The sequence below is a fragment of the Cyclobacteriaceae bacterium genome (assembly GCA_030584025.1).
Classification (GTDB): Bacteria; Bacteroidota; Bacteroidia; order Cytophagales; family Cyclobacteriaceae; genus UBA2336.
This window is the reverse complement of sequence record CP129487.1, coordinates 276,265-297,831: the sequence shown is the minus strand read 5'-3', so window position 1 is coordinate 297,831 and position 21,567 is coordinate 276,265. Positions and strand designations below refer to the sequence as shown.

Below are 21,567 nucleotides of genomic sequence, written 5' to 3'. Positions count from 1 at the left end.
AATGTTAAACCGACCAAAACGTAACAAAAAACAGCATAAACCGGTAAAGTACAATCATGAACATAAACCCAACCAACACGAAAGCGGCTTTTAAAAAGCCAACCCACCACCTGTTTTTATAAAATCGGATTTGCATACGCCACAGAAAATAAAATAAAGATGCAAGCGTAAGCGGAAGAATTACGAAATGCTCACGTTGAAACAACCACATTAAGTCTGGTTTAAATTTCTCTATTGCAGCCATAACAACGATAAGCATAACCATGATTATGATTGACACATACAGAAGTGTAAAAGACATAAATTCAAACGAAACTGTCAGGTGATCGGCATAGTATCGTCTTTTTGAAAAATTTACTATACTCAGCACAAGCGAAAAAAGAAAAACAAGAACAATCAGTAAAAGCTTGGCCCTGCTTGACGACACATTATTATACATCGTTTCAAACTCAGTATACGTAATACTCTGCGTTGCAATTTTTGCCTCCATCATACCCTTGGCAATTTCACTGTGCCATTGCCCGGTTAATTGCGAATGAAGCGATGTGTTGAAAGCTTCTGTAAGCGGCAATAAAAAATACAGAAAGTTCGCCAGGAAAAACAGAGACACTGGTCGCATATATGGAATGCGAATACCCCGCACAACATCAAACGAAAGCTTTCCGGGATTAACCAGAATTATTTTTAACGAACGTGGAAACTTTCCATCTAAAAATGTAAACGCGCTTAGTATCTCGGTAAAAAAATTACGAATAGAGCGTTCTTGTTGAGATATAACTTTCTCACCACACCGATTGCAAAATTTCCCCCGGAACGAGTTGCCACAATTAAGGCATTCGCGTGTTACCTCATAGTCAAATAAATCCGGGCGTTTTCGTGAAAAGAACTTCATCAAAATCAGGATTCGAACATTAATTCCAGTTGGGAAGGAATGAGTTGAAAGGACTTCCGGTGATACGGTGTGATGCCGAGCAACTTAATACCATCGCGATGGGCTGGTGTTGGATACCCGACATTCGTTTCCCATCCGTACCCGGGATATTGTGTGGCCAGTTTATGCATGAGCTCATCCCGATAGGTCTTTGCTAATACACTGGCTGCGGCTATGGATAGAAATTTTGCATCGCCCTTTACGATACATTCAAACGGAACATCATTATGCGGCTTGAAACGGTTACCATCAATAAGCAACAATTCAGGTCGAATGGTAAGTTGATCAACCGCCAAATGCATGGCCTTGTATGAAGCATTCAAAATATTGATTACATCAATTTCTGCATGCGAAACTTCTGCTACGGCCCAGGCTTCGGCATCCCGAATGATATCTTCGCGCAACGCCAATCGCTCATCAGCTGATAGTTGCTTCGAATCGGTAAGTTTTTTGTGCCGGTATTTTTTGGGAAGTATAACCGCTGCCGCTACAACAGGCCCTGCTAAACACCCGCGACCGGCTTCATCGCAACCGGCTTCAATTAAATCTTTAGTAAAGGACGAACGGAGTCTGGGCATAGGCTTCCTCAAAAATCACAATTCACCATTCAAAATTCAAGGTTCTCCATCATTTCTCAGTATTATTTTGAATCTTGGGCCGTAAATTTTGAAAAGAACATGAACAATCCCTGGACTACCCTGACCACCCGTGAGGTTTACAGCAATAAATGGATTCATGTAACGGAGCATGATGTACTTAACCCGGCAGGCGGAAAGGGTATTTACGGTAAAGTGCATTTCAAAAATAAAGCGATCGGCATAATACCCGTGGATAAAGACGGTAACACCTGGTTGGTAGGTCAATATCGGTATACCTTAAATGCGTACTCTTGGGAAATTCCCGAAGGTGGTGGGGCCATGAACACAGAACCGCTGGAGGCTGCCAAACGCGAACTCAAAGAAGAAACCGGACTTACAGCCAACAAGTGGACCTTGTTGATGCGCATACACACCTCAAACTCGGTTACCGATGAAGAGGGATTTGTTTTTCTGGCAGAAGATTTAACACAAGGCGAAGATGATCGCGAAGAGACCGAGGCCGACCTGGTGGTGAAAAAACTTTCCCTGCAAGAGGCCGTAAGTATGGTGATGGACGGAAAAATAACCGATAGCATCAGCGTGGCCGGTTTGCTGAAGGTTGCCCGCTTGAAAAATTTATAATGACACTGAGACAACATTTTAAAACAAACTTTCTGCTGGCCTACCCGGTGATGATCAGCATGTTGGGGCAGGTAATGACGGGTGTGGCCGACAGTATAATGATCGGGCGAACAGGCGCAACGCCATTGGCCGCCTCATCATTGGCCAATGTGGTGTTCATGCTGTTGCTCACCTTCGGCATTGGAGTTTCTTATGCGATTACACCTTTTGTAGCCGAAGCCGATGGCCGACAAGACAAAAAATCCATTACCGACTTATTACGGCATGGGTTTATCATCAACCTCATTACAGGTTTTGTTTTGTTGATCATCATTTTAAGTGTCGGTCCGCTGCTTCACTACATCAACCAACCTGAAGACGTTGTGGTATTGGCCATACCCTACCTGTATATCATTTCGTTGTCGATCGTTCCGTTCATGATTTTTCAAACCTATCGCCAGTTTGGCGAAGGGTTGCACAGCACACGTATGGCGATGATTATTGTTATTGTCTGTAACCTGCTGAACATCTTATTGAATTATCTTTTCATTTATGGAAAGTATGGTTTCCCTGAACTTGGTTTGAATGGTGCCGGATGGGCCACCCTGATTTCGCGCGTACTTATGGGGGCACTCATGCTTCTCTACATCTATTACGGAAAAAAATTTGCCGACTACCGGGCCGGGTTTGCTTTTGGCAATTATTCGCGCAAGCTAATCAGCCGCATGCTGAACATTGGTATACCAGCCGGCATTCAGTTTATTTTTGAAGTGAGTGCGTTTGGATTCTCAGCCATCATGATGGGCTGGCTTGGCACAACGGCTTTGGCTGCTCATCAAATTGCAATCAACCTGGCCACCATTAGCTACATGACTACATCAGGTCTTGGTGCAGCCGCAACCATTCGGGTGGGAAGCTACCTTGGCAAACGCGACATCCCCACGCTGCGCATGGCTGGCTTTACGCTGATGGGCATGGCGTTACTCATCATGACTGTTTGGGGAATTGCCTTTGTGGTGTGGCGGCACGAATTGCCGCTACTGTACATTGATGATCAATCGGTAATTGCCATGGCCGCCCCTTTGTTAATCATAGCAGGGCTGTTTCAACTTTCCGATGGCATGCAGGTAGTTTGCGCTGGCGCGTTGCGTGGATTGCAGGATGTTAAAATTCCCTCGCTGATGATTTTCGTGGCTTATTGGGTAATCAGCTTACCGCTTGGCTATTGGCTTGGTTTTAAACTGAATTATGGAGCAAACGGAATATGGATGGGGCTATTAATTGGGCTTACCATAACCGCAACAGCCATGTTTATTCGCTTTGCCATGCTCAGCAAAAAACTGTTGCACACTTCTGTCACTACCGAATAGGAGTATTTTCAGGATTCCCCTATCTTCAATGCCATAAAATTTTTTGTTATGCAGGATGAAGCCTTACCCGTTCGCTATTCCCAAACCACCATTACCGAGTTGATGATTCCCGCCTATGCAAACTTTGGTGGAAAAATTCATGGCGGCATTTTGCTTTCGCTGATGGACAAGGTTGCGTATGCCTGTGCAAGCAAGCACTCCAGCAACTATTGTGTAACCGTTACAGTAGATAAAGTTGAATTTCTTCAACCCGTTGAAGTGGGTGAACTGGTTTCATTACATGCGTCCGTGAATTATGTAGGACGCTCATCTATGGTGGTGGGTATTCGTGTGGAAGCGTTGAACGTAAAAACGCATGTAACCAAACACACCAACTCCTCTTTCTTTACCATGGTTGCCAAGGATGACAACGACAAACCCACCCCTGTGCCCAAACTGATTCTTGAAAACCGGGAAGATGTTAAGCGATTCATTGAAGCCATGCGCATGAAGGAAATTAAAAATGCGGTACGCGAACAAATGGACGATGCCAAATCGCACATTGCGGTAGAACGCGCAGAAGAAATACTGAAGAATGAACGATGCATCCTGCAGTTTTAGATTGCAGATTTTGGATTTAAACTACCGACACAATAACTACTTATGAGAATACTATTCAGCTTTCTGTTTATTTCTGTTGTAACCATCACATTTGCACAATACCCCATAATTTTAACCCAGCGCGAACAAGCCAAAGTCATTGATGAACTGCTTGAAGATCGTGTACGCACAGTACTGCCAAGCCTTATGCGTAGGGAAGGTTTCGATATGTGGGTAGTCATCAGTAGCGAATACAATGAAGATCCGGTTATCCGCACGTTTCTTCCGGCCACGTGGTTTGCTGCACGCAGAACCACCATGCTGGTGATGTTTGATCGCGGTGCAGATAAAGAAATTGAATGCTTGGCTGTATCGCGTTATGATGTCGGGAAAATTTTCAAACGCGCCTGGGATCCGGATGCCCAACCCGATCAATGGGCACAATTGGCCAAACTGATTGATGAACGTAATCCAAAAAAAATCGGAGTCAACTTTTCCGATCATTACGGCCATGCCGATGGGCTCACGTTTTCACATCATAAAAAAATGGTTAATGCCTTAGCTAAAAAACATCAGGCCAAAGTTGTTTCTGCCGAAAAACTGGCGGTAGGCTGGCTGGAAACCCGCACCGAGCGCGAAATGATCATCTACCAACAAATCTGTCGCATAGCGCATGATATTATTGCTGAAGGATTTTCAGAACACGTGATTCATCCCGGCATCACCACAACCGATGATGTGGTATGGTGGTATCGCGAAAAAATAAAAGAACTTAAACTGGATACCTGGTTTCAACCCAGTGTTTCCATTCAACGTAACGAATCGGAAGCCATTATGAGTAAACGCCCGCAGCCGTATGTCATTCTTCCAGGCGATTTATTGCACGTTGATTTTGGCATCACGTATCTGCGCCTGAACACCGACACGCAACAGCATGCATACATTCTAAAACCCGGTGAAACAGATGCCCCCGACTACCTGAAAATGGCGTTTTCCCGCGGAAACAAATTGCAGGATATCCTTACCGGTAACTTCAAGGCGGGCAAAACCGGAAATCAGGTACTGGCAGAATCGCGACAGCAAGCTATTGAGCAGGGAATCACACCCTCCATTTATACACACCCGATCGGTTTTCACGGGCATGCTGCCGGTACTACCATTGGCATGTGGGATATGCAGGGTGGCGTTCCGTACACAGGTGACTACCCGTTGCATTACAATACTGCTTACTCCATCGAACTCAATGCCTCCGTTTATATCCAGGAATGGAAGAAAGAAATTCGTATTCAGTTGGAAGAAGATGGCTACTTTGATGAGAGCGGATTTCGCTACATCGATGGAAGGCAGCGCGAGTTGTTGGTGATTCCTCGATTAACAAGTATAAACAGGGACTGATATTAAACAGGAATTATCTATCTTTAAACCATGAAACTGAAGGACAAGAAGAAAAAACTTTCTTTTCAAAAAAAGAAACCGTTGAAAGAATTACTTCTTAAAGGCCCTGTCATGTCACCTCAGCAATTTTCTCTCTTCAAAAAGAACCGAAAAAAATTTGATCTATGGAGGGCAGTCTGATCTGTCTGGACACATCTCTTCACTTCAACTCGTTGAGCACAACAAATAATGAAAGTAATTCGATGGTTATACACGGGCTACACCATATTTGTTTTCGTAATCCTTTTTTTCATTTTCTTTCTTTTGTTGCTTATACCCATCTGCTTTCCAAAGCAATTTAAACTGGTAGGTGTTTTCAACCGCTGGTGGGCGTATACATTTTTTCTACTGATTGCTTTGCCCTGGAAACGCGAGGTGCGCGGAAAGCTTGATCCGAGACAACAATACATTTTCTGCCCCAATCATTTTTCCTATGCGGATATTCCCATCATGGGCCTGAATCCGCACAATGCCATTTTTGTTGGCAAGAACGATATGGAACACATTCCGTTATTTGGATTCATGTATCGAAAACTTCACATTACTGTTGACCGGGCCAACCTGAACAGTCGGGTGAATACATTTAAACGCTCATTGAAAGCCATTGATGAAGGAAAGAGCCTGGTTATTTATCCGGAAGGCGGTATCGTAACTACAGCTGACCCGGTGATGGGCAAATTTAAAGATGGCGCTTTTCGCATTGCCATTGAAAAACAAATTGCCATTGTACCGGTAACCATTCCCTACAATTGGATAATTTTACCTCCAGAAGAATTCCTGATCCGGTGGAAACCTGTAAAACTCATCTTCCACGAACCGATTGAAACCAAGGGCATGACCGCAGAAGATGTTAACACGTTAAAAGAAAGGGTTTTTTCCATCATCGATCAGGAATTGAAAAAACAATTGGCATGAACATCACGCGCGAATTACTGGATAAAATCGCCCACCTGGCCCGACTTGAAATCCGGGATGCTGAAGCTGAAAAGCTCATGACGGATATGAATGCCATTATTGCGTGGATTAATAAACTTGAAGAAGTGAACACGGAGGATGTAGAACCGCTTACCTCTATGAGTCATGAAGTGAATGCCTTTCGCGAAGATGTTATAAAACAAGAACTAAGCAGAGAAGAGGCGCTTAAAAATGCACCTGCACATGATGCCCAATATTTCCGTGTACCCAAGGTGATCGAATAGCAAGTAACCGAAAACCTACTAGCCTCCCCATATACGCTATCCGTAACAAACAAAAATTAGTAGCTTGCCATCAAGTTTTATTCAGCTATGCAAACACGTTGGTTCTGGAAAAATTGGCCGATCGATTATCGGGTTATCTGGTATGGAGTAGTAACATTATTTTTAGCCGCTGTGTTGTTTCTTTGGATTGGGTATTTTCAAGGAGCTGATGCAGTTATCGACTGGATGGTTTTTCACCAACAAGAAACACGCGAATCCATAAGTCATACATTTGATTTAGGGAATTTTGAAATCTCCATCCCGATTGAATCGTATCTTACCTTTTCTTACTTCAACGGATCTGTTATACATCCCAACCTGAATGCCTCGTACTTCTTTCTTATTGGTTTAGTGTTTGGCGTGGTGTTGCTGCTAACGCTCATTACCACACTTGAAAAATTCTGGTACTTCGTAGGTACGGGATTGTTCATACTGTTTATGGTAAGCATGCGCCTGGAGGTACTAAGGCTATTTGAAATAAGTGGCAGGACAATACCAATTATTATCATTTCAGTTTATGTGCTGACTAGTTTTTTCTTTAACAGCATTCGTTCATCCACGTCTTTTATATTCAGGTTCATTACTTTTCTGATACTGACGGCACTGTTAGCAGTTGGCATTCATTTCTTTGCCGGAGTTGAGTATCCGCTTTTACACATGGCCGTTACCGGGTATCTGCCTGGCTTAATCTTGTCGGTCATTTTTATTTTAATGATCGCCCATGAAATTCCGGCATCGTTTGTTTACATCACCAGCGCAGGAACTGCCACTTCAAAAAGCCTGAGGCACTTTTCGATCATCAGTGTAGTGTATATGGTCAATCTGGTGCTCGCTTATATGCACGAGAAAAAACTTATTGAATGGGATTTTATCTACATTAATTTCTTCTTGCTGCTAACGCTTTCAGCCATTTTGGGTGTATGGGGATTTCGCCACCGTGAAAATCTGTATGAAAATATTCTTCCATTCAGCCCTTTTGGCGCCTACCTGATTGTTATTCTGGGAAGCATCACCTTTCTGACGGGTGGCATGTTACTTGGTAATCACAACGATCCTGCCGTTACCATTATCCGCGACATAATCATTTTCAGTCATATCGGTTATGGAGGTATTTTCCTCATCTACATCGTCTCGAATTTTATGCTGATGATGGCTGAGAACCTCAACGCCTGGAAAGTGCTCTATAAGCCGAGTCGTATGCCTTACTTCACCTTCCGCTTTGCTGGATTGATTGCCACCCTTGGGTTTGTATTCTACTCAGGCTGGAAAGAATACGCCTATAACGGCATGTCAGGATTTTACAATCAGCTGGGTGATCTATATGTGTTGTTGGATCGTGAAACACTTGCAGAAGCGTATTATCAGCAAGGTCGTGCGTATGGCTTTCAAAACAACCGGTCGAATTACGTTTTGGCACAACTGGAGGTTGGCAAAAACAACCTCAAAAATGCTTATAATCACTATGACCTTGCCAACGGCATCCGGCCAACGGAATATTCACTGGCTAACGAAGGAAATTTATTTTTGGCCGAGCGTAGAACATTTGAGTCAATTGCTTCTTTTTCAAAAGCATTAAACAAATTCCCCAACTCAGGACCGTTAGAAAACAACCTGGGATTTGCTTATTCAAAAATTCATAAGCTTGACTCTTCGCTATATTATTTCGATGCTGCACGAAAAAATAAAAAATCAATAGAAGCTGCAGAGGCGAATGTAATCGCATTGATTGGTAAAGAGTACCTGCCTGTACAATCCGATTCGATGTTACAACAGTTTAATACCTCCTCCCCATTAACCGTTGCCAATGCCCTGGCTGTAGCCTCTTTACAACGACAAGCATTCAAGTATCCGGTTGATCCGTTGATGCACAAGCAACTGGATATAGCATCGGCCACCTTGCTTAACAATTACCTGGTACACAACCTGAAAAAAATTGACACGGTAACCTTACAAAAAATCGAAACAATAATAATGGATTCGATAAACCTGGATTACCAGGAAGCACTGAAGGCAACGCTGGCACAAGCGTATTATCATCAACACAATGTCCGTAAAGCTTTTTCTATCATGGGAGAGTTGGGCTACCTGAGTGAAATTATGCAAGGCAAGTTCAATTACATTGCGGGGTTGTGGGCGCTGGAGCAGGGAAGTCCTGAGTTGGCCATTACGAGCTTCAACTTTGCTGTTCAACACAATTATAAAGAGGCACGCCAGTACAACACACTGGCCCTTGCCGAAGCAAGGCAATTTGCCGAAGCCCTTGCCGAAGCAGATTCACTAACCCGCCAGGACGATGAAAACATACAGGAGATTGGAAGACAGCTAAAAAAAGTATTGAGTCCTTCCGTTAATATTGATTCGTTTAATGACCTGGAGAAGTATCAATTCTTTCGCTATCGCATAGGGGTTGCCGATACCATCCTGTTTTCGCGTTTACTGCCCTTATTTGAAAATACTGACTATAAGGCTACTGCACTTATTGAGATGGCCGAACGTCAGCTCGATTTCAATAGAATTTCAACGGCTGTTCGATACCTGAACGAGGTCGCAACTTTGGAGCTAACCGATAACGTACTCGATGAAAAAATAAATCATCTTAAACTAAAACTCTTCGCTACCCTTAATCGGGTTGATCAACTTGAACAGGAAATTCAGAAAACAAGTTTTTCTGCTTATCAGGTATTGGAAAAACTACTCTATGAATCGCTAATAAATCAACATAAGGGCGACACCACACAGGCCAAAGCCGGTTTTAGTAGATTGGCTCATTATAATCCATTTTTTGAAGATGGTGTAATAGCTGCAGCAAATTTCTTTCGCAAACAAAACCCTGATGCGTTCACTGCCTATAATATTCTTGCAGAAGCCGTTCAGATAAACACGACTTCGTACAAACTTTGGATGGCATACGCTGAAGAAGCTACGCGGGTCGGCTTTGATAATTATGCAGTAGTTGCCTTTGAAGAGGCTGAATCCTTAAAGCGAAGAAGGTAAACAAGCTTAGTGCACGTGTGTGTCCACACGCTTGGCAGTTTTTCGCTTGTAGTGCTTTTTGGTTTTGCCTTTGCTCTTCTTTTCAACGCGCTTTTCTTTCTTTGCCAGATTGATATTCTCACGGATGGTCTTCCAATAATCCGGACCATAATCCACAAAAATCTCTGCCCCCTTTGGTATATCGCGCTTGGATTCAATATAGGCTTTGAGGCCATCGGTTATATAATCGCAGTTGTTGCGCAAACCCTTTACCTTGGAAAGGCCCTTGGCATCATTGGCATAACGCGCCAGGTGTTGCGGGGTTTTCCAGGCATCAATAACATGGTAGCGCTTTACATAAAAGATATATCCGTTTTTGCCGTCATCATCTTTCACCTCTTTCCAGGTGGTAATTTTGCCCTTGTACTCCACAATGCGTGTTCCCTTGGGAATTGCTACTTTAGTGAATAATCCTTTACCGGCATTGGGTAGTGTAGACTTCTTTATGTACAGGTGTTTTTCGAGTAGTGCCATTTCGTTTAAAAAATCGGGCGTGAAGATAGAGGAATTTTAACTGGCAGAAAATTTATTGTGTATGTATCTCACTTTTCTTTTCTCAAATCAAGATTATGAAATACAAAAACACGTACTGCGTGTGCATTTGTGAATGTATAAGGAACCGGTTGCGCCACAAATACATTCAGGTAGCCTATTTGTGCGTTTAGTGATTTGGTAAACTGGTACCCTACACCCGCAAAGAATCGGTTTTGATCAAAATAATTATTCAAAACTTCCTTTCCGGCATTGATGAGAATTTCATTGTTGACAAAGGCAAAAGGCGTTTTGGGTTGCACTCCTCCCGCTTTAAGCGGGATGGTGAATGCGATGTTGTAACGGAAACGATAGGTGAACAAGTAATCATCCAACAACTCAGTTCCATTTGATTTACGCCTGAAACGCTCCTCCAGACGTACATACTGCATCATACTAAAATGCTTGCGCTTGTCGAACCACTGTATCTGTTGCCATGGGCGGTGCTCAGGTATGTTGGGTACCTCATCCGAACCGGAATAGGCGGTGATGTACCCATATCCGGCAGTTAGTCGCACATTGTCATTCAAAAAATAAATATAGCCGGCACGAAGAATGGAAATACCGGCACGATCAACAAAATTATCCGTAAGGCGAAGTTGTGGATCAAGCCAGATTCCGGAGCGGTCAGTGAGGCGGGTTTGGTTAAAATACCCCAACCAGGCTTGTTCAACGGCACTTACCGTCTTCACCTGCGCCTGTACACTGAGAAATAAAATATGGAAACAAAAACCTAAAACTATCTTTCGCATGAGCTCTTATTAAGTGAATCATTAATAAGCTGCGAAAGATAGTCATTGAGTAATTTTTGTCAAGTATTTATATTTAACTGGTTAAGGTTTCCGTAAATACACCTTTCCGTATTTAGACTCCAGCATGTAACGCGGACCGCTTCCGGGCTTTACAGATATTTGTGTCCATTTGTTGTAGTTGGAATCTCCATCTTTCGATGAGTCAAATGGCAGATCAAGGTTGGTTAGTATTTCACCATAATGTGTCCGTGCAACCAACTCGCCCGTAGCTCGTGCGTTAATGGTGGCATCCACACCTCCATATTTTGCTTCAACCGTAAGCGGAGCATTGAACCCCAATACTTCAACCAATCCATACTTGGCCAGTATGGAGGTTTCCATGCCAACCGGCACGAAAATTTCCAATTGAATCTCTTTGATGACTCCCGAAGACATATACGTATAGTTTCCACCATGCTCTTCCAGGAATTTTTTCACTTCAGGGTCTTTATAGTCCTTGCCCTTAAAAACGTATTCGGTATCACCCTTCTTAATCACAATCCGTTTAGGAAGATTATCCATGTCTTTTATAGTAGACGACACATTAACCGAATTGCCATTGGTTTGTGTAACCAGTTCAAAAGCCTCATCATTCTCACCTTTGTTTATACTCACCGTGCCCTTGATCAATACTTCCTTTCTATCCCAGGTTTGAATTTTAATTAATTCAGGATAATCAAAATCAAACGCAAGTTTTTGTCCTGCTTGTACAGGAACAACTTTTTCAATCTTAGTTTGAGCAAAAACCGTCACGCCCAGGACGATCAGTCCCAGTATTAGTTTTGTTTTCATACCGTTAGGGATTATGTAGTCCAGATCATCCAGTAAATTTTATCAGGATGATCTGGACGACTGGTTACTTCTTACGTAAGTAGATGTTGTTGTGAGTAGATGACAGTTGCATTTCCAGGCCTCCACCATTCAGTTTGCCATTCACTTTGTTGGAGCCGTATTTCTTCCATTCACCCTGACCATCAAATTCAATTTTTATGGCCGGGTCAACAAACATCTCTCCCCAGCTTGTACTCATAGCCAGGTTGGCCTTGGTAGTAGCAGGCAGCGTTACGTCTACTGCACCGTGAACCGACACAATTGAAATGGGGTTGTTGATGGTAACCCCAAAGATCACATCAATGCTTCCGTGTACGGTTTTCACCATCAACGGACCGGTCACGTTATCCAGGTGAACACTGTTGTGCAACGTAGAGATTTCAATTTCGTTAGCTACATTCTTGAACTTTACACTGTTTCCGTAAGGCGATGAATGCGAATACAAAATGGATACGCCTTTAGGAACAAGTATTTTTACTTTAGGGCCATCCATTTTTTTCATTTGATACACCTCAACGGTGTTTCCATTATCCTTCACTGACAAACCTATACCGGTGTTATCTTCCAGGCCCATGGCGCTGATGGCACGCAGGCCTTCAGCACGCTTGTCTTTTTCCTTTACTCCGTCCATAGACGAAAACACGATTTCCTTTCCGTCATACCCTTCAATGGTTACGTTGTTCACTTCACTGATCATCAGTTTGCCTGATGTTTTGGCCAACTTGTACTCCTGGGCAAAAACCCCGGTGGCTACAAGTAGTAATGCTATTGCTAAAATTTGCTTTTTCATTTTTTTAAAGAGTTAAATAGTAATCAAACATTTATATATACATCGCGAATGTTTCTAGGATAGTTTAAAAATTCCTGCGTGCGCTTCATCTTTTACCGCGGGTAACACCTGTTCATCATCAATAATCTGTTCAAAAGATTTTACAGCTCCTTTCTCTTTCATCTGCACCAACAATTGAATCAACGCAATCTGAACTACAGGGTCCTTTTGTACCGACAAGGATTGAACCAATGCTTTTCGAACATTCTCTTCGCCCGTAAACTTGCTCAACGCTTCAATCGCTGCCAGCCGCACATTGCTGTTACCGTCATTATTCATAGTGGTTACAAGTGCCTCCACAATTTCATCGTCCGGCTTATTGGCTTGTACTGATTCATATGCCGCCATAACTCCCAACATGCGTTGGCTGGCCGACTGATTATTATTCATTTGTGCAAGAACAAGTCTGCGTGTTTCTTGCATTTCCAATTGTAATGCCGCTAACTCGCTCCGCTGCTGATTTTGCTGGCTGATCCAATACCCTACCCCACCCCCAACAATGAGCAACGCTGCAGCAGCAGCTGCGCGATACCAGGCCGGTGTAAAGAATACAGTTTTTGATTTTTGTTCCTCATTAATTTCAACTTGCAAGGCCGCTTCAAATTTCTGCATGAGTTTTTCAGAAGGCTCAAGTTTTTCTGATTTATCCATTACCTGCATCACTTCCTTCAACTGCTCATACAGCTTGTAAGCATCAGCATTTTTCACAAGCTCCTGCTCGATCACCTGTTTATCCACCTCGTTTAGCTTCCCATCGATGTAATCGATGATCATGCCCAATAATGTTTCCTGATCCATATTCATATCCTTTCCAGTTGAAAGTAATGCTCCCTTAATTTTTGAATGGCTCTATGCACTTTCACTTTTATGTTGGCCACGGTAGTATCCATAATCACAGCCACCTCTTCGTACTTCATTTGCTGAAACCGGGTAAGCACCAAAAGTTCACGTTGTTCATCGTTAAGCATCGCCAATGATTTATGTAATAACTTTTCACGTTCATCCTGTTCATGGCTTTCGTACGAATCCATTATTGTTTCACCTATTTTTTCTACATCTACAAAACCCGAAGTTTTGTTTTTCGCTGCCTGGTAATGATCCGAAAATACATTGCGGGCCACCTGGTAAATCCACGATTGAAACCGCATACCATCGCGGTAACTCCCGCGGTATTTGATGATGCGCAGAAACACATTCTGCGTAAGGTCTTCTGCCAGCTCACGGTCCATAGTCATGCGGGCCAGGAAGTTGAAAATCCGCTTGTTATAGCGGTCAAAAAGCACAGATGCTTGCTGCAGGTTGCCGTTTTTTACAGCCTCCATGAGGGTTTCGTCACTCATCAAATCAATGCTTTTTGTCAAGTTTCGTGTTAGTTACTGGATAATAGTTGAAAGGTTACAATGTTGAATTAAGCCAATTTTGGTCTTTTTATTTATATTTGACTATTGACAGTAAATAGTCAAATATCAAATGACTATAAAATTTGCGCTAATTGAGCTCTTTAAGCACAACAGGGAACTCACCATAAGGAGATAACTGCCCGACTTCAGGTCTCCAAGCAAATGGTTCACATTGCCATCAATCAACTTGTTGATGAGAGGCATCTGGAAAAATTAGGTCGTGCCCCAAACGCCAGAGGGTATATGAAGTTAGATTATATCCACAGTAAGGATTCTTAAATTTCATTTTACTTCAAATGTAAATGTGGCACTTGCTGGCAATCCTTGTGATGACAATCCTTCAAGTAATATCCTGTAAAGGCCAGGTAAATCTGAAGTATAGAATGATAGTTTTTCCGGAGCTTCGCCATGCAGGGTTACATTTGGAGACCAGAAAAGAAGGTTACGTTGATCGGGTAAATGGTTTTTCCGAGATTTTTCATCACTGTAGATCGGTGAATAAAACTGACGGCTGAATTGCAGACCTTCATAATTTGTAACATGTAAAGCAGGATCAAGGGTAAATCCTGCAAGATCTCCAGTATAGGAAGTAAAGCTAACAATGCCCTGGGTTACCATAGAACCAATGTGAAATTGCCTATTCAGTATTTCGAGTTTTTTAATTTTCAACGGATCTAAAATCATGACCTTATTCACATCAAATACTAATAGACCGTCTAGGAGGACAAGAGGATGATCTGGCAACACACTATTTCGTACTCGATCCGGGAGAATAAACTGAAAATTATCTTTCCGTTTTCGAATGAATACACCCTTTACATATTCTCGCATCACCTCTTCCATAACCGGAAACCTAGTATAGCTATCAAGTGAATAAGTTTCGTCTGCTATTCCATAGAATGCACTACTGTCGATTCCTGAATACCTATTCTTATTTGAATCGCTTGGATAATAAATATCCTGCACCTGCATGCTAATACTTTTTTGGATTAATGTATTTTGATTCAAAGACAAAAAATCGGTTGGTGGAAGTAAACGTGACACATAGTCTTTAGAAAATGGATTTTGTATATGTATCTCATTCAAACCACTGCTTTCTTGAGAATTTTGAATAATTACTTTCTGAGGTCCATAAAAATCATTCATTTCGTAAACCGTAGTTCCATCAGCTGAACTGGTGGCGGCTTTAAACTTTATTAATTTACCCAGAGCAGATAAATATGTTTGAACTCCACCAATGTTATTCCCAGTATGATCTGATACGGATGCCTGAATGATATGGCCTCTGGTCTCAGGGATAAACTTCTTTTGTTCTTGGCGCCCAAGTACATCTGACCACAAAAATCTTCTCCAACCATGTGTCAGCATTAAATTATCGGTTGCTATTTTAGATATGGAGTCACTTGCAGTAAGATAATATTCCGGTGATTCAATTTCGCCCTTCAGATCAGAACTTAGCCATAGAAAGTCTTTAAGGCTGATCCGAATCGGTTCTGCCAAAGAATCTATTCGATGTACAGCAATTGAGGCATCAAGAATATCTGTAGAAAGCCCCTTACAAATCAGTTCAAGGTCAACTTTTCTGCGGGTACCATAAGTAAGATGGTCTACCTGGACTTTCAAATCCAAATCCTGTTGAGGTCTCTTAAAATACAAACGCTCAGCTACAGGATGAAGATTTTGATCAAGTACAGTAATATGAGAAATGCCATCTGCGAAAGCAGAGTCATCCAAAAGGAGGGAAGCCACTCTGTTTTGTAAGAATTGAACCTGAATTTTTTTTATGATTTGTCGAGTATGGATAAAAACATAAACATAGGATGCGTCATTTAATGTCGTCTCTATTTTTATTTGAATTGGTTTATTCCCCAATACCGATAGAGCATAGCCAGCGGATTGTGCGATTGGTAAATTAAAAGTATAAATTGCTCCAGATTCATCCTTGAGCTGCGCGCGGTACGTACTTCCTGGTTGGGGAGTAAATTGAAAACTCCCAATACCAAATTTTAGGGTACTGAATGATGAGACCTTTTGATCGTTTTGATCAAGAATTTCACCGGTTAACGTAACTCCTTTCCCCAAATTGTCGGTTATTTGAAAGGCTACCTTCGTTAAAATACCTTCTATCAAATTACCTCCTTCTGGAAAGAATTGAATCATAGGAATCTTGCTATTCTCAGATACCGCTGGAGTTTCGGGTGAGGTGAATGGATTGATAATGGTAATCGTGGAATAAAAAAAGAAATCTGGACTAAAGTTTTTCATCCAGCGTGTGTACGCCCTTAAGGTAAAGCTTCCTGAATTAATGGTAGCAGGAATAAACAATGATCCACTTCGATCATTATTTCGAAGGTCGATCTTTGTTTGAATGACGGGATTGTTCTTACTATCTAGAATCTCAACATAGCAAACACTGCTCAAGTCAAGCGGTTGGTGGTGATAAGCATCTGAATAATAAATTTTGAACCAAATTGTTTCACCCGTTAGGTAAAGGGTTCTATCGTGATGTACATAAATTTTTTCTTGTAGAGATTGAAATCGATAATCATTAAATTTTTCATATAGTCTATCTAGACCCGCTTGTTGTCCAACAACTAAAGAACCGCTAATAATCACGAACAATAAACTGAATATAATTCTCACGGTAATACAGGTTATATCTTATTCTTGCCAAAATAGAGGTTTACTAGTCACTCCGCCAAGCGCTGTGCAATCCACACATTGCCTCGATGAAACAAAGTAGCCAATAGGATCAGGAGAGGTTTCGCTTGCATACGTATCAATCAAATATCCCGGAGCATAGAGTCCTTCACTAAGAGGTACTGAATCCAATTTACAACTTGCCATGCCCTGATACTTTGGATAATCCTCTTGTAATTCGCTTTGATCAATATAAATTCTGTGCTCCCTAACTGAAACGATATTGAAATACCCAAGAACAGGATATTGAGGTTCTGTTATACAAGTTATGTTACCCCTTACCTGCCCTGGCAAGGGATCAAATAAGCCTCCGAGATCTTCTGTAGTCTTTTGAATTTGTGTCCAATAGGTAAAAGCTTCCTCAGTTAATACTTTCTGTTTAACGAGGATGCTATATCTGGATGTCATTTTGATCGAACCAGGCTCAATCTTTATTAATTCAAAATCTTGAACAACATCTGTACTTAAGTGCGAAGTTGTATTCAAAAGAACACTTTTAGATGAAGTGGTGCGCCAACATGCATCAATCATTTCAGAAGGCTCCCTTTCGCGAACAATATTGGCAAGTTTGTCTGCAATGAAAACGGATCTATAATTGGAACGATAATGCCATGTTTCTTCAAAGCTCCATTGATAAAATCTACTTTCACCACTCTCGTCATGTGTATTTACAAAAATGGTCACACCATCTTGACCGGCACGCCAGGTGACGCTGTCAATAGCTGGACTTTGTTTAGGCCGAACAAAATCAGATTGATAAATTTTACCATTCATAATTTGGACTATGAGTCTGTATTGCGAACTGAAATCAATATCCAAATTATCGGCTTCATAATTCCCAGACATTGACTCCGTTAAAAACTGGGAGTTACCGAATTCATCCTCAATGAAAACCAAGGCGCCTGTTTCTGGTGCCGGGGGTTCAACAGACGTAAGTGAAACAGCATGTGTAATCTTTATGCGAGCTGATTCAGTAGTAGCATCAACTTCTCCATCAATGACAAGTATATCAGGAGCATCAAGTGTAACGCTAGGTGTATATGGCTCAACACACCCAACAAGCTGAAAAACCATCTGAGCAAAAACGAGCATCAACCCCAAGTTTTTCATCATTGTTAAAATTTTAAATTATACGTAAGTGTTGGAACTGGATACGCAAAAATGGAAAGTTGATAGCCCTTGATAACTCCAGTGACTGAATTAAAGTAAACTGAATAAGGATTATTTCTTCCAAAAAGATTGTAAACCGCCAACGTCCACGATCCATGAGCTAGTTTTTCTATTCTGTGATTTCCTTCAATATTGATAGAAACATCCGTTCTAAAATAATCAGGAATTCTACCCTCATTCCGATCTGAATAATAAACTCGCTGAACACCCCCAATATCATATTTAAGAAGGGGTACCGTAATAGGACGGCCAGTGCTATACACAACATTGATAGAAAAATTAAATCTTCTGCTAATCTTATAATTCCCTATAAAATTAACAGCATGCGGCTTATCATAATTGGTAGGATAAAATTCCCCATCATTAACATTCTCACTTTTATAGGGGCTAGAAGTTTTTATCCACGATCTCGAGTAAGTGTAGCTCACCCAGCCATTAAGCTTTCCTGAGTTCTTCTTTATAAGAAATTCAATACCGTAAGCCTTTCCCTGCGCATCAAGAATTTCAGTTTCAAGGTGATCATTTAATAGAAGCTCAGCTCCATCCTTATAATCAATCGTTTCCTGTGTAATTCTGTAATATGCTTCAATTGAGGTTTCAATCTTCTTTAAATTTTTGTAGAACCCGACTGCATATTGATCACCAACTTGAGGTTTGAAATAAACATCACTCAACTTCCAAGTATCAGTTGGTGCTATTGCTGTATTATTCGTTAACATTTGAATATATTGTCTCATCCGGTTATAACTTGCTTTTATAGAAGTGGATTTAGCAAGTAAATACCGGATTGAAAACCTGGGTTCTATTCCGTGGTAATTTTTAATGACTCCCCCTTTATGCAGCACAGTATCAATAATAGAACTTACCCGCAGTGGTTGGTCAGGTGCATACTTGTAAAATTCATTGGAGCCAAGTAAAAAATAGAGTGAATACCGAAACCCTCCATAAATTGATAACTTGGGTGTTGCATCAAAACTGTCACCTACATAGATAGCACTTTCAAGCCCTTGTTCTTTATTAATCGTTCTATTCACAACTAAGGATTCTTCATGGGCTGGGCTAATTTTTCCTGGCGCTAACGAATATCGAGTGAATCCTAAACCGGCTGTAATCGTGTGTTTGTTATTCAAAAAAAAATTAATGTCCTCATAAAGACCCAACTGCCTTATCCCAAAACTCATAACAAAAGCCTCAGTAGGAGTTTTAGAATTAGTAAATTCATTCACGTATTCGCTGAACGTTCCTTTTAATACGCTATACAATTTATTGTTTATATCATGTTTCCATTTAACAGACATATTGCGGTCTGAGTAAGCATAAGTGGTATCCTTACTAAATCCAAATTTATCCTTACTTAAATACCCTGAGAAATAAAGATTATTTTTATCATCTATTTTGTGTGTCACCCCAAGATTGACATCGTAAAAGGAAGCCGTACTGTTTTGTAAATCTTTATATTTTACTTTGTTTAGTAGCCAATCGGAATACGTTGAACGAAAACCAACCAGAAAGGAAGTGATATCTTTCTTTATAGGTCCCTCCACCACAAGCCTCATTGTAATGGGGCTAATTCCCGCAGAACCGGAAAATTTCTTTGCATTCCCTTCTCGCATGTGAACATCTAGGATGGAGGATAATCTCCCTCCAAAATCAGCCGTGATGCCACTTTTGTAGAGTTCAACGCTTTTGATAACATCAGGATTAAAAGTTGAGAAGAACCCAAATAAATGAGAGGGGTTGTAAACAACCGCATCGTTATATAAGATTAGGTTTTGATCGGTGGCACCACCCCGGACATTAAGTCCAACGGTACCTTCTCCAACAGTTTGTACTCCGGGAAGTGTAAGTATTGCTTTGATAATGTCAGTTTCTCCAAGCGCAAGCGGAATCTGCCTCATGGTTTTAATATCAAGACGGTCTAAACCAATCTGAAGGCCGTCAACATTCAAATCCCTCCCCGATTGAATGGTCACTTCTTTTAGTGGTGTAACCTCTTGCTCAAGTTCAACATTTAATTTCCCATCGCTGTAAAGCATGATTTGACGTTTAGTTGATTTCATGCCAAGGCTTTTGATCTGGATCTCATGCCGCCCTTTCACCAACGCGAGGGAGAAGACCCCAAACTCATTAGTAAATGCTCCGGTAGAAGAGTTTTTCGTCATCACCATTGCTCCAATGACCGGCTCACCAGAATCAACTTCACTAATTTTTCCGGAAAGGATCGAATAGCCAGTTCGATCACCCGTGTCAGACCCGATGTAGAATATTTTTTCCTCTGCAGATTTTTGTTTTCGATCTCGGCTTTCATAATCACTGTAGTCAAAGAAATTAGAGTTTCCTGTAACTTGCTCTTCTTTCTTACCTAATCCTGGAGGCAACTCTGTTAGTATTTCCCTGCCAGAAGTCAGATAAACAGCTAATTGCTTTTCAATAATGAAATACCGAAGTTTTGTACCTGTGACGAGTTTATCGAGTACGTCATAAAGTAGTTTGCGCTCGACTGAAAATACAATGGATGTGGTGTCAACCCATTCAAGATTATAATAAAATTGATAACCAGAAGCAGACTCAAGTTGAATGATGACCTCTTCAAAAGAACCAGAAAATGTACCGGTAATAAGTTTACCATCCTGAGCAAAGCTTAAATAGGGCAATGTTATTATTAAACAAACGATATAGATTTTTATCGATCGCTTCATGAACATGATTTACTGTTTCTGTGAATCATAAAACTGCAGGATATTACGTATCGCTTCTTCTCTATGATGATTAAAATGTATATCGGATGCTCGGATATACTTCTTTAAATTTTGTTCTTGATCAAGCAAAGCAGATAAAACTGATTTCTTTGATTGAACCTTGTAAAAAGAATCACCCTTTACAATAAAGAAAATATCCCTTTGACTATAATTAACTTTGACACCCCCTCGTTCAACTATTTCTTTGGATACCTTCACACGTTTTGCTAAAAATTTTGTTTCTCCATCATATAGGATTTCGTAAAACCCAACTTGATTTTTTCTTTCTGCTAAATTTGAAAAACGCTTAAACTTATGTCCGTTAAAACTGAATGCGCTTACACTTTGACTTACTAGTTCAATTAGAAAACCTTCATAGTGTTGAATGATTAGCTTATCTCGGTGGACATCATACAAAAGGGACACATCATACCGTTCGCCTTGATATATAATTTCTCCTTTGCTTAAACTACTTGTTAAAAAGTAGGGAAAGGTTTCATCAGAAGTAGCCCTCGCCAAATAATGACTGCCTGTATACAAGCCCCATTCTCGGTAGGTGACTTCATCATTGAGCTTCCTAGCATAGTTAATAGCAGAGCGAATAAATAAAGTGTCAGCAGAATTGTTCTGGGCAAAAACCGTGGATGTTGCCCCAGCAAAAAGAAAATGAATCAATAAGAACTTCCTCAGCATGAAGCTTAAACTATCTATAAAAAATTCATCAATGATAGTGATTTTGATGATAACTATTCAGCAAAAAGTTCGCTTGGCCTTCTCATGAAAGAAAAAAAGC

19 protein-coding genes are annotated in these 21,567 nt (G+C 41.1%); 7 read left to right on the top strand and 12 right to left on the bottom strand.

Annotated elements, in window-relative coordinates; translation table 11 throughout:
• Positions 1–4 precede the first annotated feature (4 nt).
• Positions 5–892, bottom strand: a complete 888-nt coding sequence (locus QY309_01445) for a DUF3667 domain-containing protein (GenBank protein WKZ60153.1) — start codon at positions 890–892, stop codon at positions 5–7.
• Positions 893–897: 5 nt separating this feature from the next.
• A complete protein-coding gene (locus tag QY309_01440; GenBank protein WKZ60152.1) occupies positions 898–1,509 on the bottom strand; it encodes a ribonuclease HII in 612 nt (203 codons plus the stop codon).
• Between the two features lie 99 nt (positions 1,510–1,608).
• Here QY309_01440 and QY309_01435 point away from each other — a divergent pair, with 99 nt between their 5' ends.
• The 7 genes from QY309_01435 (at position 1,609) to QY309_01405 (ending at position 9,745) form a co-directional block, all read left to right on the top strand.
• Positions 1,609–2,151: an NUDIX hydrolase gene (locus QY309_01435; protein WKZ60151.1), complete on the top strand. Its 543-nt coding sequence runs from the start codon at positions 1,609–1,611 to the stop codon at positions 2,149–2,151.
• A complete protein-coding gene (locus QY309_01430) occupies positions 2,151–3,500 on the top strand; it encodes an MATE family efflux transporter (GenBank protein WKZ60150.1) in 1,350 nt (449 codons plus the stop codon). Before QY309_01435 ends, QY309_01430 begins: the two co-directional genes overlap by 1 nt.
• A gap of 48 nt (positions 3,501–3,548) precedes the next feature.
• On the top strand, positions 3,549–4,100 hold the full coding sequence (locus QY309_01425) for an acyl-CoA thioesterase (GenBank protein ID WKZ60149.1): 552 nt from the start codon (positions 3,549–3,551) through the stop codon (positions 4,098–4,100).
• A 42-nt stretch (positions 4,101–4,142) separates the two neighbouring features.
• Positions 4,143–5,474 carry a M24 family metallopeptidase gene (locus tag QY309_01420; protein ID WKZ60148.1) on the top strand — a complete coding sequence of 444 codons (1,332 nt, stop codon included), beginning with the start codon at positions 4,143–4,145 and terminating at the stop codon, positions 5,472–5,474.
• A 228-nt stretch (positions 5,475–5,702) separates the two neighbouring features.
• Positions 5,703–6,428 carry a lysophospholipid acyltransferase family protein gene (locus tag QY309_01415; protein WKZ60147.1) on the top strand — a complete coding sequence of 242 codons (726 nt, stop codon included), beginning with the start codon at positions 5,703–5,705 and terminating at the stop codon, positions 6,426–6,428.
• The gene (gene gatC / locus QY309_01410) at positions 6,425–6,712 is read left to right on the top strand and encodes an Asp-tRNA(Asn)/Glu-tRNA(Gln) amidotransferase subunit GatC (GenBank protein WKZ60146.1); all 288 of its coding nucleotides are present in this window, start codon (positions 6,425–6,427) and stop codon (positions 6,710–6,712) included. The genes QY309_01415 and gatC overlap by 4 nt, the downstream gene beginning before the upstream one ends.
• Positions 6,713–6,799: 87 nt before the next feature.
• On the top strand, positions 6,800–9,745 hold the full coding sequence (locus QY309_01405) for a hypothetical protein (protein ID WKZ60145.1): 2,946 nt from the start codon (positions 6,800–6,802) through the stop codon (positions 9,743–9,745).
• 6 nt (positions 9,746–9,751) lie between these two features.
• Here QY309_01405 and QY309_01400 read toward each other — a convergent pair whose 3' ends face one another.
• The 10 genes from QY309_01400 to QY309_01355 all read right to left on the bottom strand — a co-directional run bounded on the left by QY309_01400 (position 9,752) and on the right by QY309_01355 (position 21,467).
• Positions 9,752–10,258 carry an SET domain-containing protein gene (locus QY309_01400; protein ID WKZ60144.1) on the bottom strand — a complete coding sequence of 169 codons (507 nt, stop codon included), beginning with the start codon at positions 10,256–10,258 and terminating at the stop codon, positions 9,752–9,754.
• 68 nt (positions 10,259–10,326) lie between these two features.
• Entirely contained in the window at positions 10,327–11,067 is a 741-nt protein-coding gene (locus QY309_01395; GenBank protein ID WKZ60143.1) for a DUF2490 domain-containing protein, read from the bottom strand.
• Positions 11,068–11,148: 81 nt separating this feature from the next.
• The gene (locus tag QY309_01390; GenBank protein ID WKZ60142.1) at positions 11,149–11,898 is read right to left on the bottom strand and encodes a hypothetical protein; all 750 of its coding nucleotides are present in this window, start codon (positions 11,896–11,898) and stop codon (positions 11,149–11,151) included.
• Between the two features lie 64 nt (positions 11,899–11,962).
• The gene (locus QY309_01385; GenBank protein WKZ60141.1) at positions 11,963–12,727 is read right to left on the bottom strand and encodes a hypothetical protein; all 765 of its coding nucleotides are present in this window, start codon (positions 12,725–12,727) and stop codon (positions 11,963–11,965) included.
• A gap of 54 nt (positions 12,728–12,781) precedes the next feature.
• Positions 12,782–13,570 carry a HEAT repeat domain-containing protein gene (locus QY309_01380; protein ID WKZ60140.1) on the bottom strand — a complete coding sequence of 263 codons (789 nt, stop codon included), beginning with the start codon at positions 13,568–13,570 and terminating at the stop codon, positions 12,782–12,784.
• Positions 13,567–14,106: a sigma-70 family RNA polymerase sigma factor gene (locus tag QY309_01375; protein ID WKZ60139.1), complete on the bottom strand. Its 540-nt coding sequence runs from the start codon at positions 14,104–14,106 to the stop codon at positions 13,567–13,569. The genes QY309_01380 and QY309_01375 overlap by 4 nt, the downstream gene beginning before the upstream one ends.
• A 342-nt stretch (positions 14,107–14,448) precedes the next feature.
• On the bottom strand, positions 14,449–16,809 hold the full coding sequence (locus QY309_01370) for a hypothetical protein (GenBank protein WKZ60138.1): 2,361 nt from the start codon (positions 16,807–16,809) through the stop codon (positions 14,449–14,451).
• Positions 16,810–16,827: 18 nt separating this feature from the next.
• Positions 16,828–17,979 carry a DUF4249 domain-containing protein gene (locus tag QY309_01365; GenBank protein ID WKZ60137.1) on the bottom strand — a complete coding sequence of 384 codons (1,152 nt, stop codon included), beginning with the start codon at positions 17,977–17,979 and terminating at the stop codon, positions 16,828–16,830.
• Positions 17,980–17,981: 2 nt separating this feature from the next.
• A complete protein-coding gene (locus QY309_01360; protein ID WKZ60136.1) occupies positions 17,982–20,735 on the bottom strand; it encodes a carboxypeptidase-like regulatory domain-containing protein in 2,754 nt (917 codons plus the stop codon).
• 9 nt (positions 20,736–20,744) lie between these two features.
• Positions 20,745–21,467 (bottom strand): hypothetical protein, encoded by a 723-nt coding sequence (locus QY309_01355; GenBank protein ID WKZ60135.1) that lies wholly within the window; start codon positions 21,465–21,467, stop codon positions 20,745–20,747.
• Positions 21,468–21,567: the final 100 nt, after the last annotated feature.

Bases quoted from the DNA above. Each gene is read 5' to 3' on its own strand.
- QY309_01430 (WKZ60150.1), top strand. From the start codon at position 2,151: ATGACACTGAGACAACATTTTAAAACAAACTTTCTGCTGGCCTACCCG.
- QY309_01395 (WKZ60143.1), bottom strand. From the start codon at position 11,067: ATGCGAAAGATAGTTTTAGGTTTTTGTTTCCATATTTTATTTCTCAGT.
- QY309_01445 (WKZ60153.1), bottom strand. From the start codon at position 892: ATGAAGTTCTTTTCACGAAAACGCCCGGATTTATTTGACTATGAGGTA.
- QY309_01405 (WKZ60145.1), top strand. From the start codon at position 6,800: ATGCAAACACGTTGGTTCTGGAAAAATTGGCCGATCGATTATCGGGTT.
- QY309_01400 (WKZ60144.1), bottom strand. From the start codon at position 10,258: ATGGCACTACTCGAAAAACACCTGTACATAAAGAAGTCTACACTACCC.
- QY309_01415 (WKZ60147.1), top strand. From the start codon at position 5,703: ATGAAAGTAATTCGATGGTTATACACGGGCTACACCATATTTGTTTTC.
- QY309_01390 (WKZ60142.1), bottom strand. From the start codon at position 11,898: ATGAAAACAAAACTAATACTGGGACTGATCGTCCTGGGCGTGACGGTT.
- QY309_01355 (WKZ60135.1), bottom strand. From the start codon at position 21,467: ATGCTGAGGAAGTTCTTATTGATTCATTTTCTTTTTGCTGGGGCAACA.
- QY309_01420 (WKZ60148.1), top strand. From the start codon at position 4,143: ATGAGAATACTATTCAGCTTTCTGTTTATTTCTGTTGTAACCATCACA.
- QY309_01440 (WKZ60152.1), bottom strand. From the start codon at position 1,509: ATGCCCAGACTCCGTTCGTCCTTTACTAAAGATTTAATTGAAGCCGGT.
- QY309_01435 (WKZ60151.1), top strand. From the start codon at position 1,609: ATGAACAATCCCTGGACTACCCTGACCACCCGTGAGGTTTACAGCAAT.
- QY309_01375 (WKZ60139.1), bottom strand. From the start codon at position 14,106: ATGAGTGACGAAACCCTCATGGAGGCTGTAAAAAACGGCAACCTGCAG.
- QY309_01360 (WKZ60136.1), bottom strand. From the start codon at position 20,735: ATGAAGCGATCGATAAAAATCTATATCGTTTGTTTAATAATAACATTG.
- QY309_01380 (WKZ60140.1), bottom strand. From the start codon at position 13,570: ATGAATATGGATCAGGAAACATTATTGGGCATGATCATCGATTACATC.
- QY309_01425 (WKZ60149.1), top strand. From the start codon at position 3,549: ATGCAGGATGAAGCCTTACCCGTTCGCTATTCCCAAACCACCATTACC.
- QY309_01365 (WKZ60137.1), bottom strand. From the start codon at position 17,979: ATGATGAAAAACTTGGGGTTGATGCTCGTTTTTGCTCAGATGGTTTTT.
- QY309_01385 (WKZ60141.1), bottom strand. From the start codon at position 12,727: ATGAAAAAGCAAATTTTAGCAATAGCATTACTACTTGTAGCCACCGGG.
- gatC (WKZ60146.1), top strand. From the start codon at position 6,425: ATGAACATCACGCGCGAATTACTGGATAAAATCGCCCACCTGGCCCGA.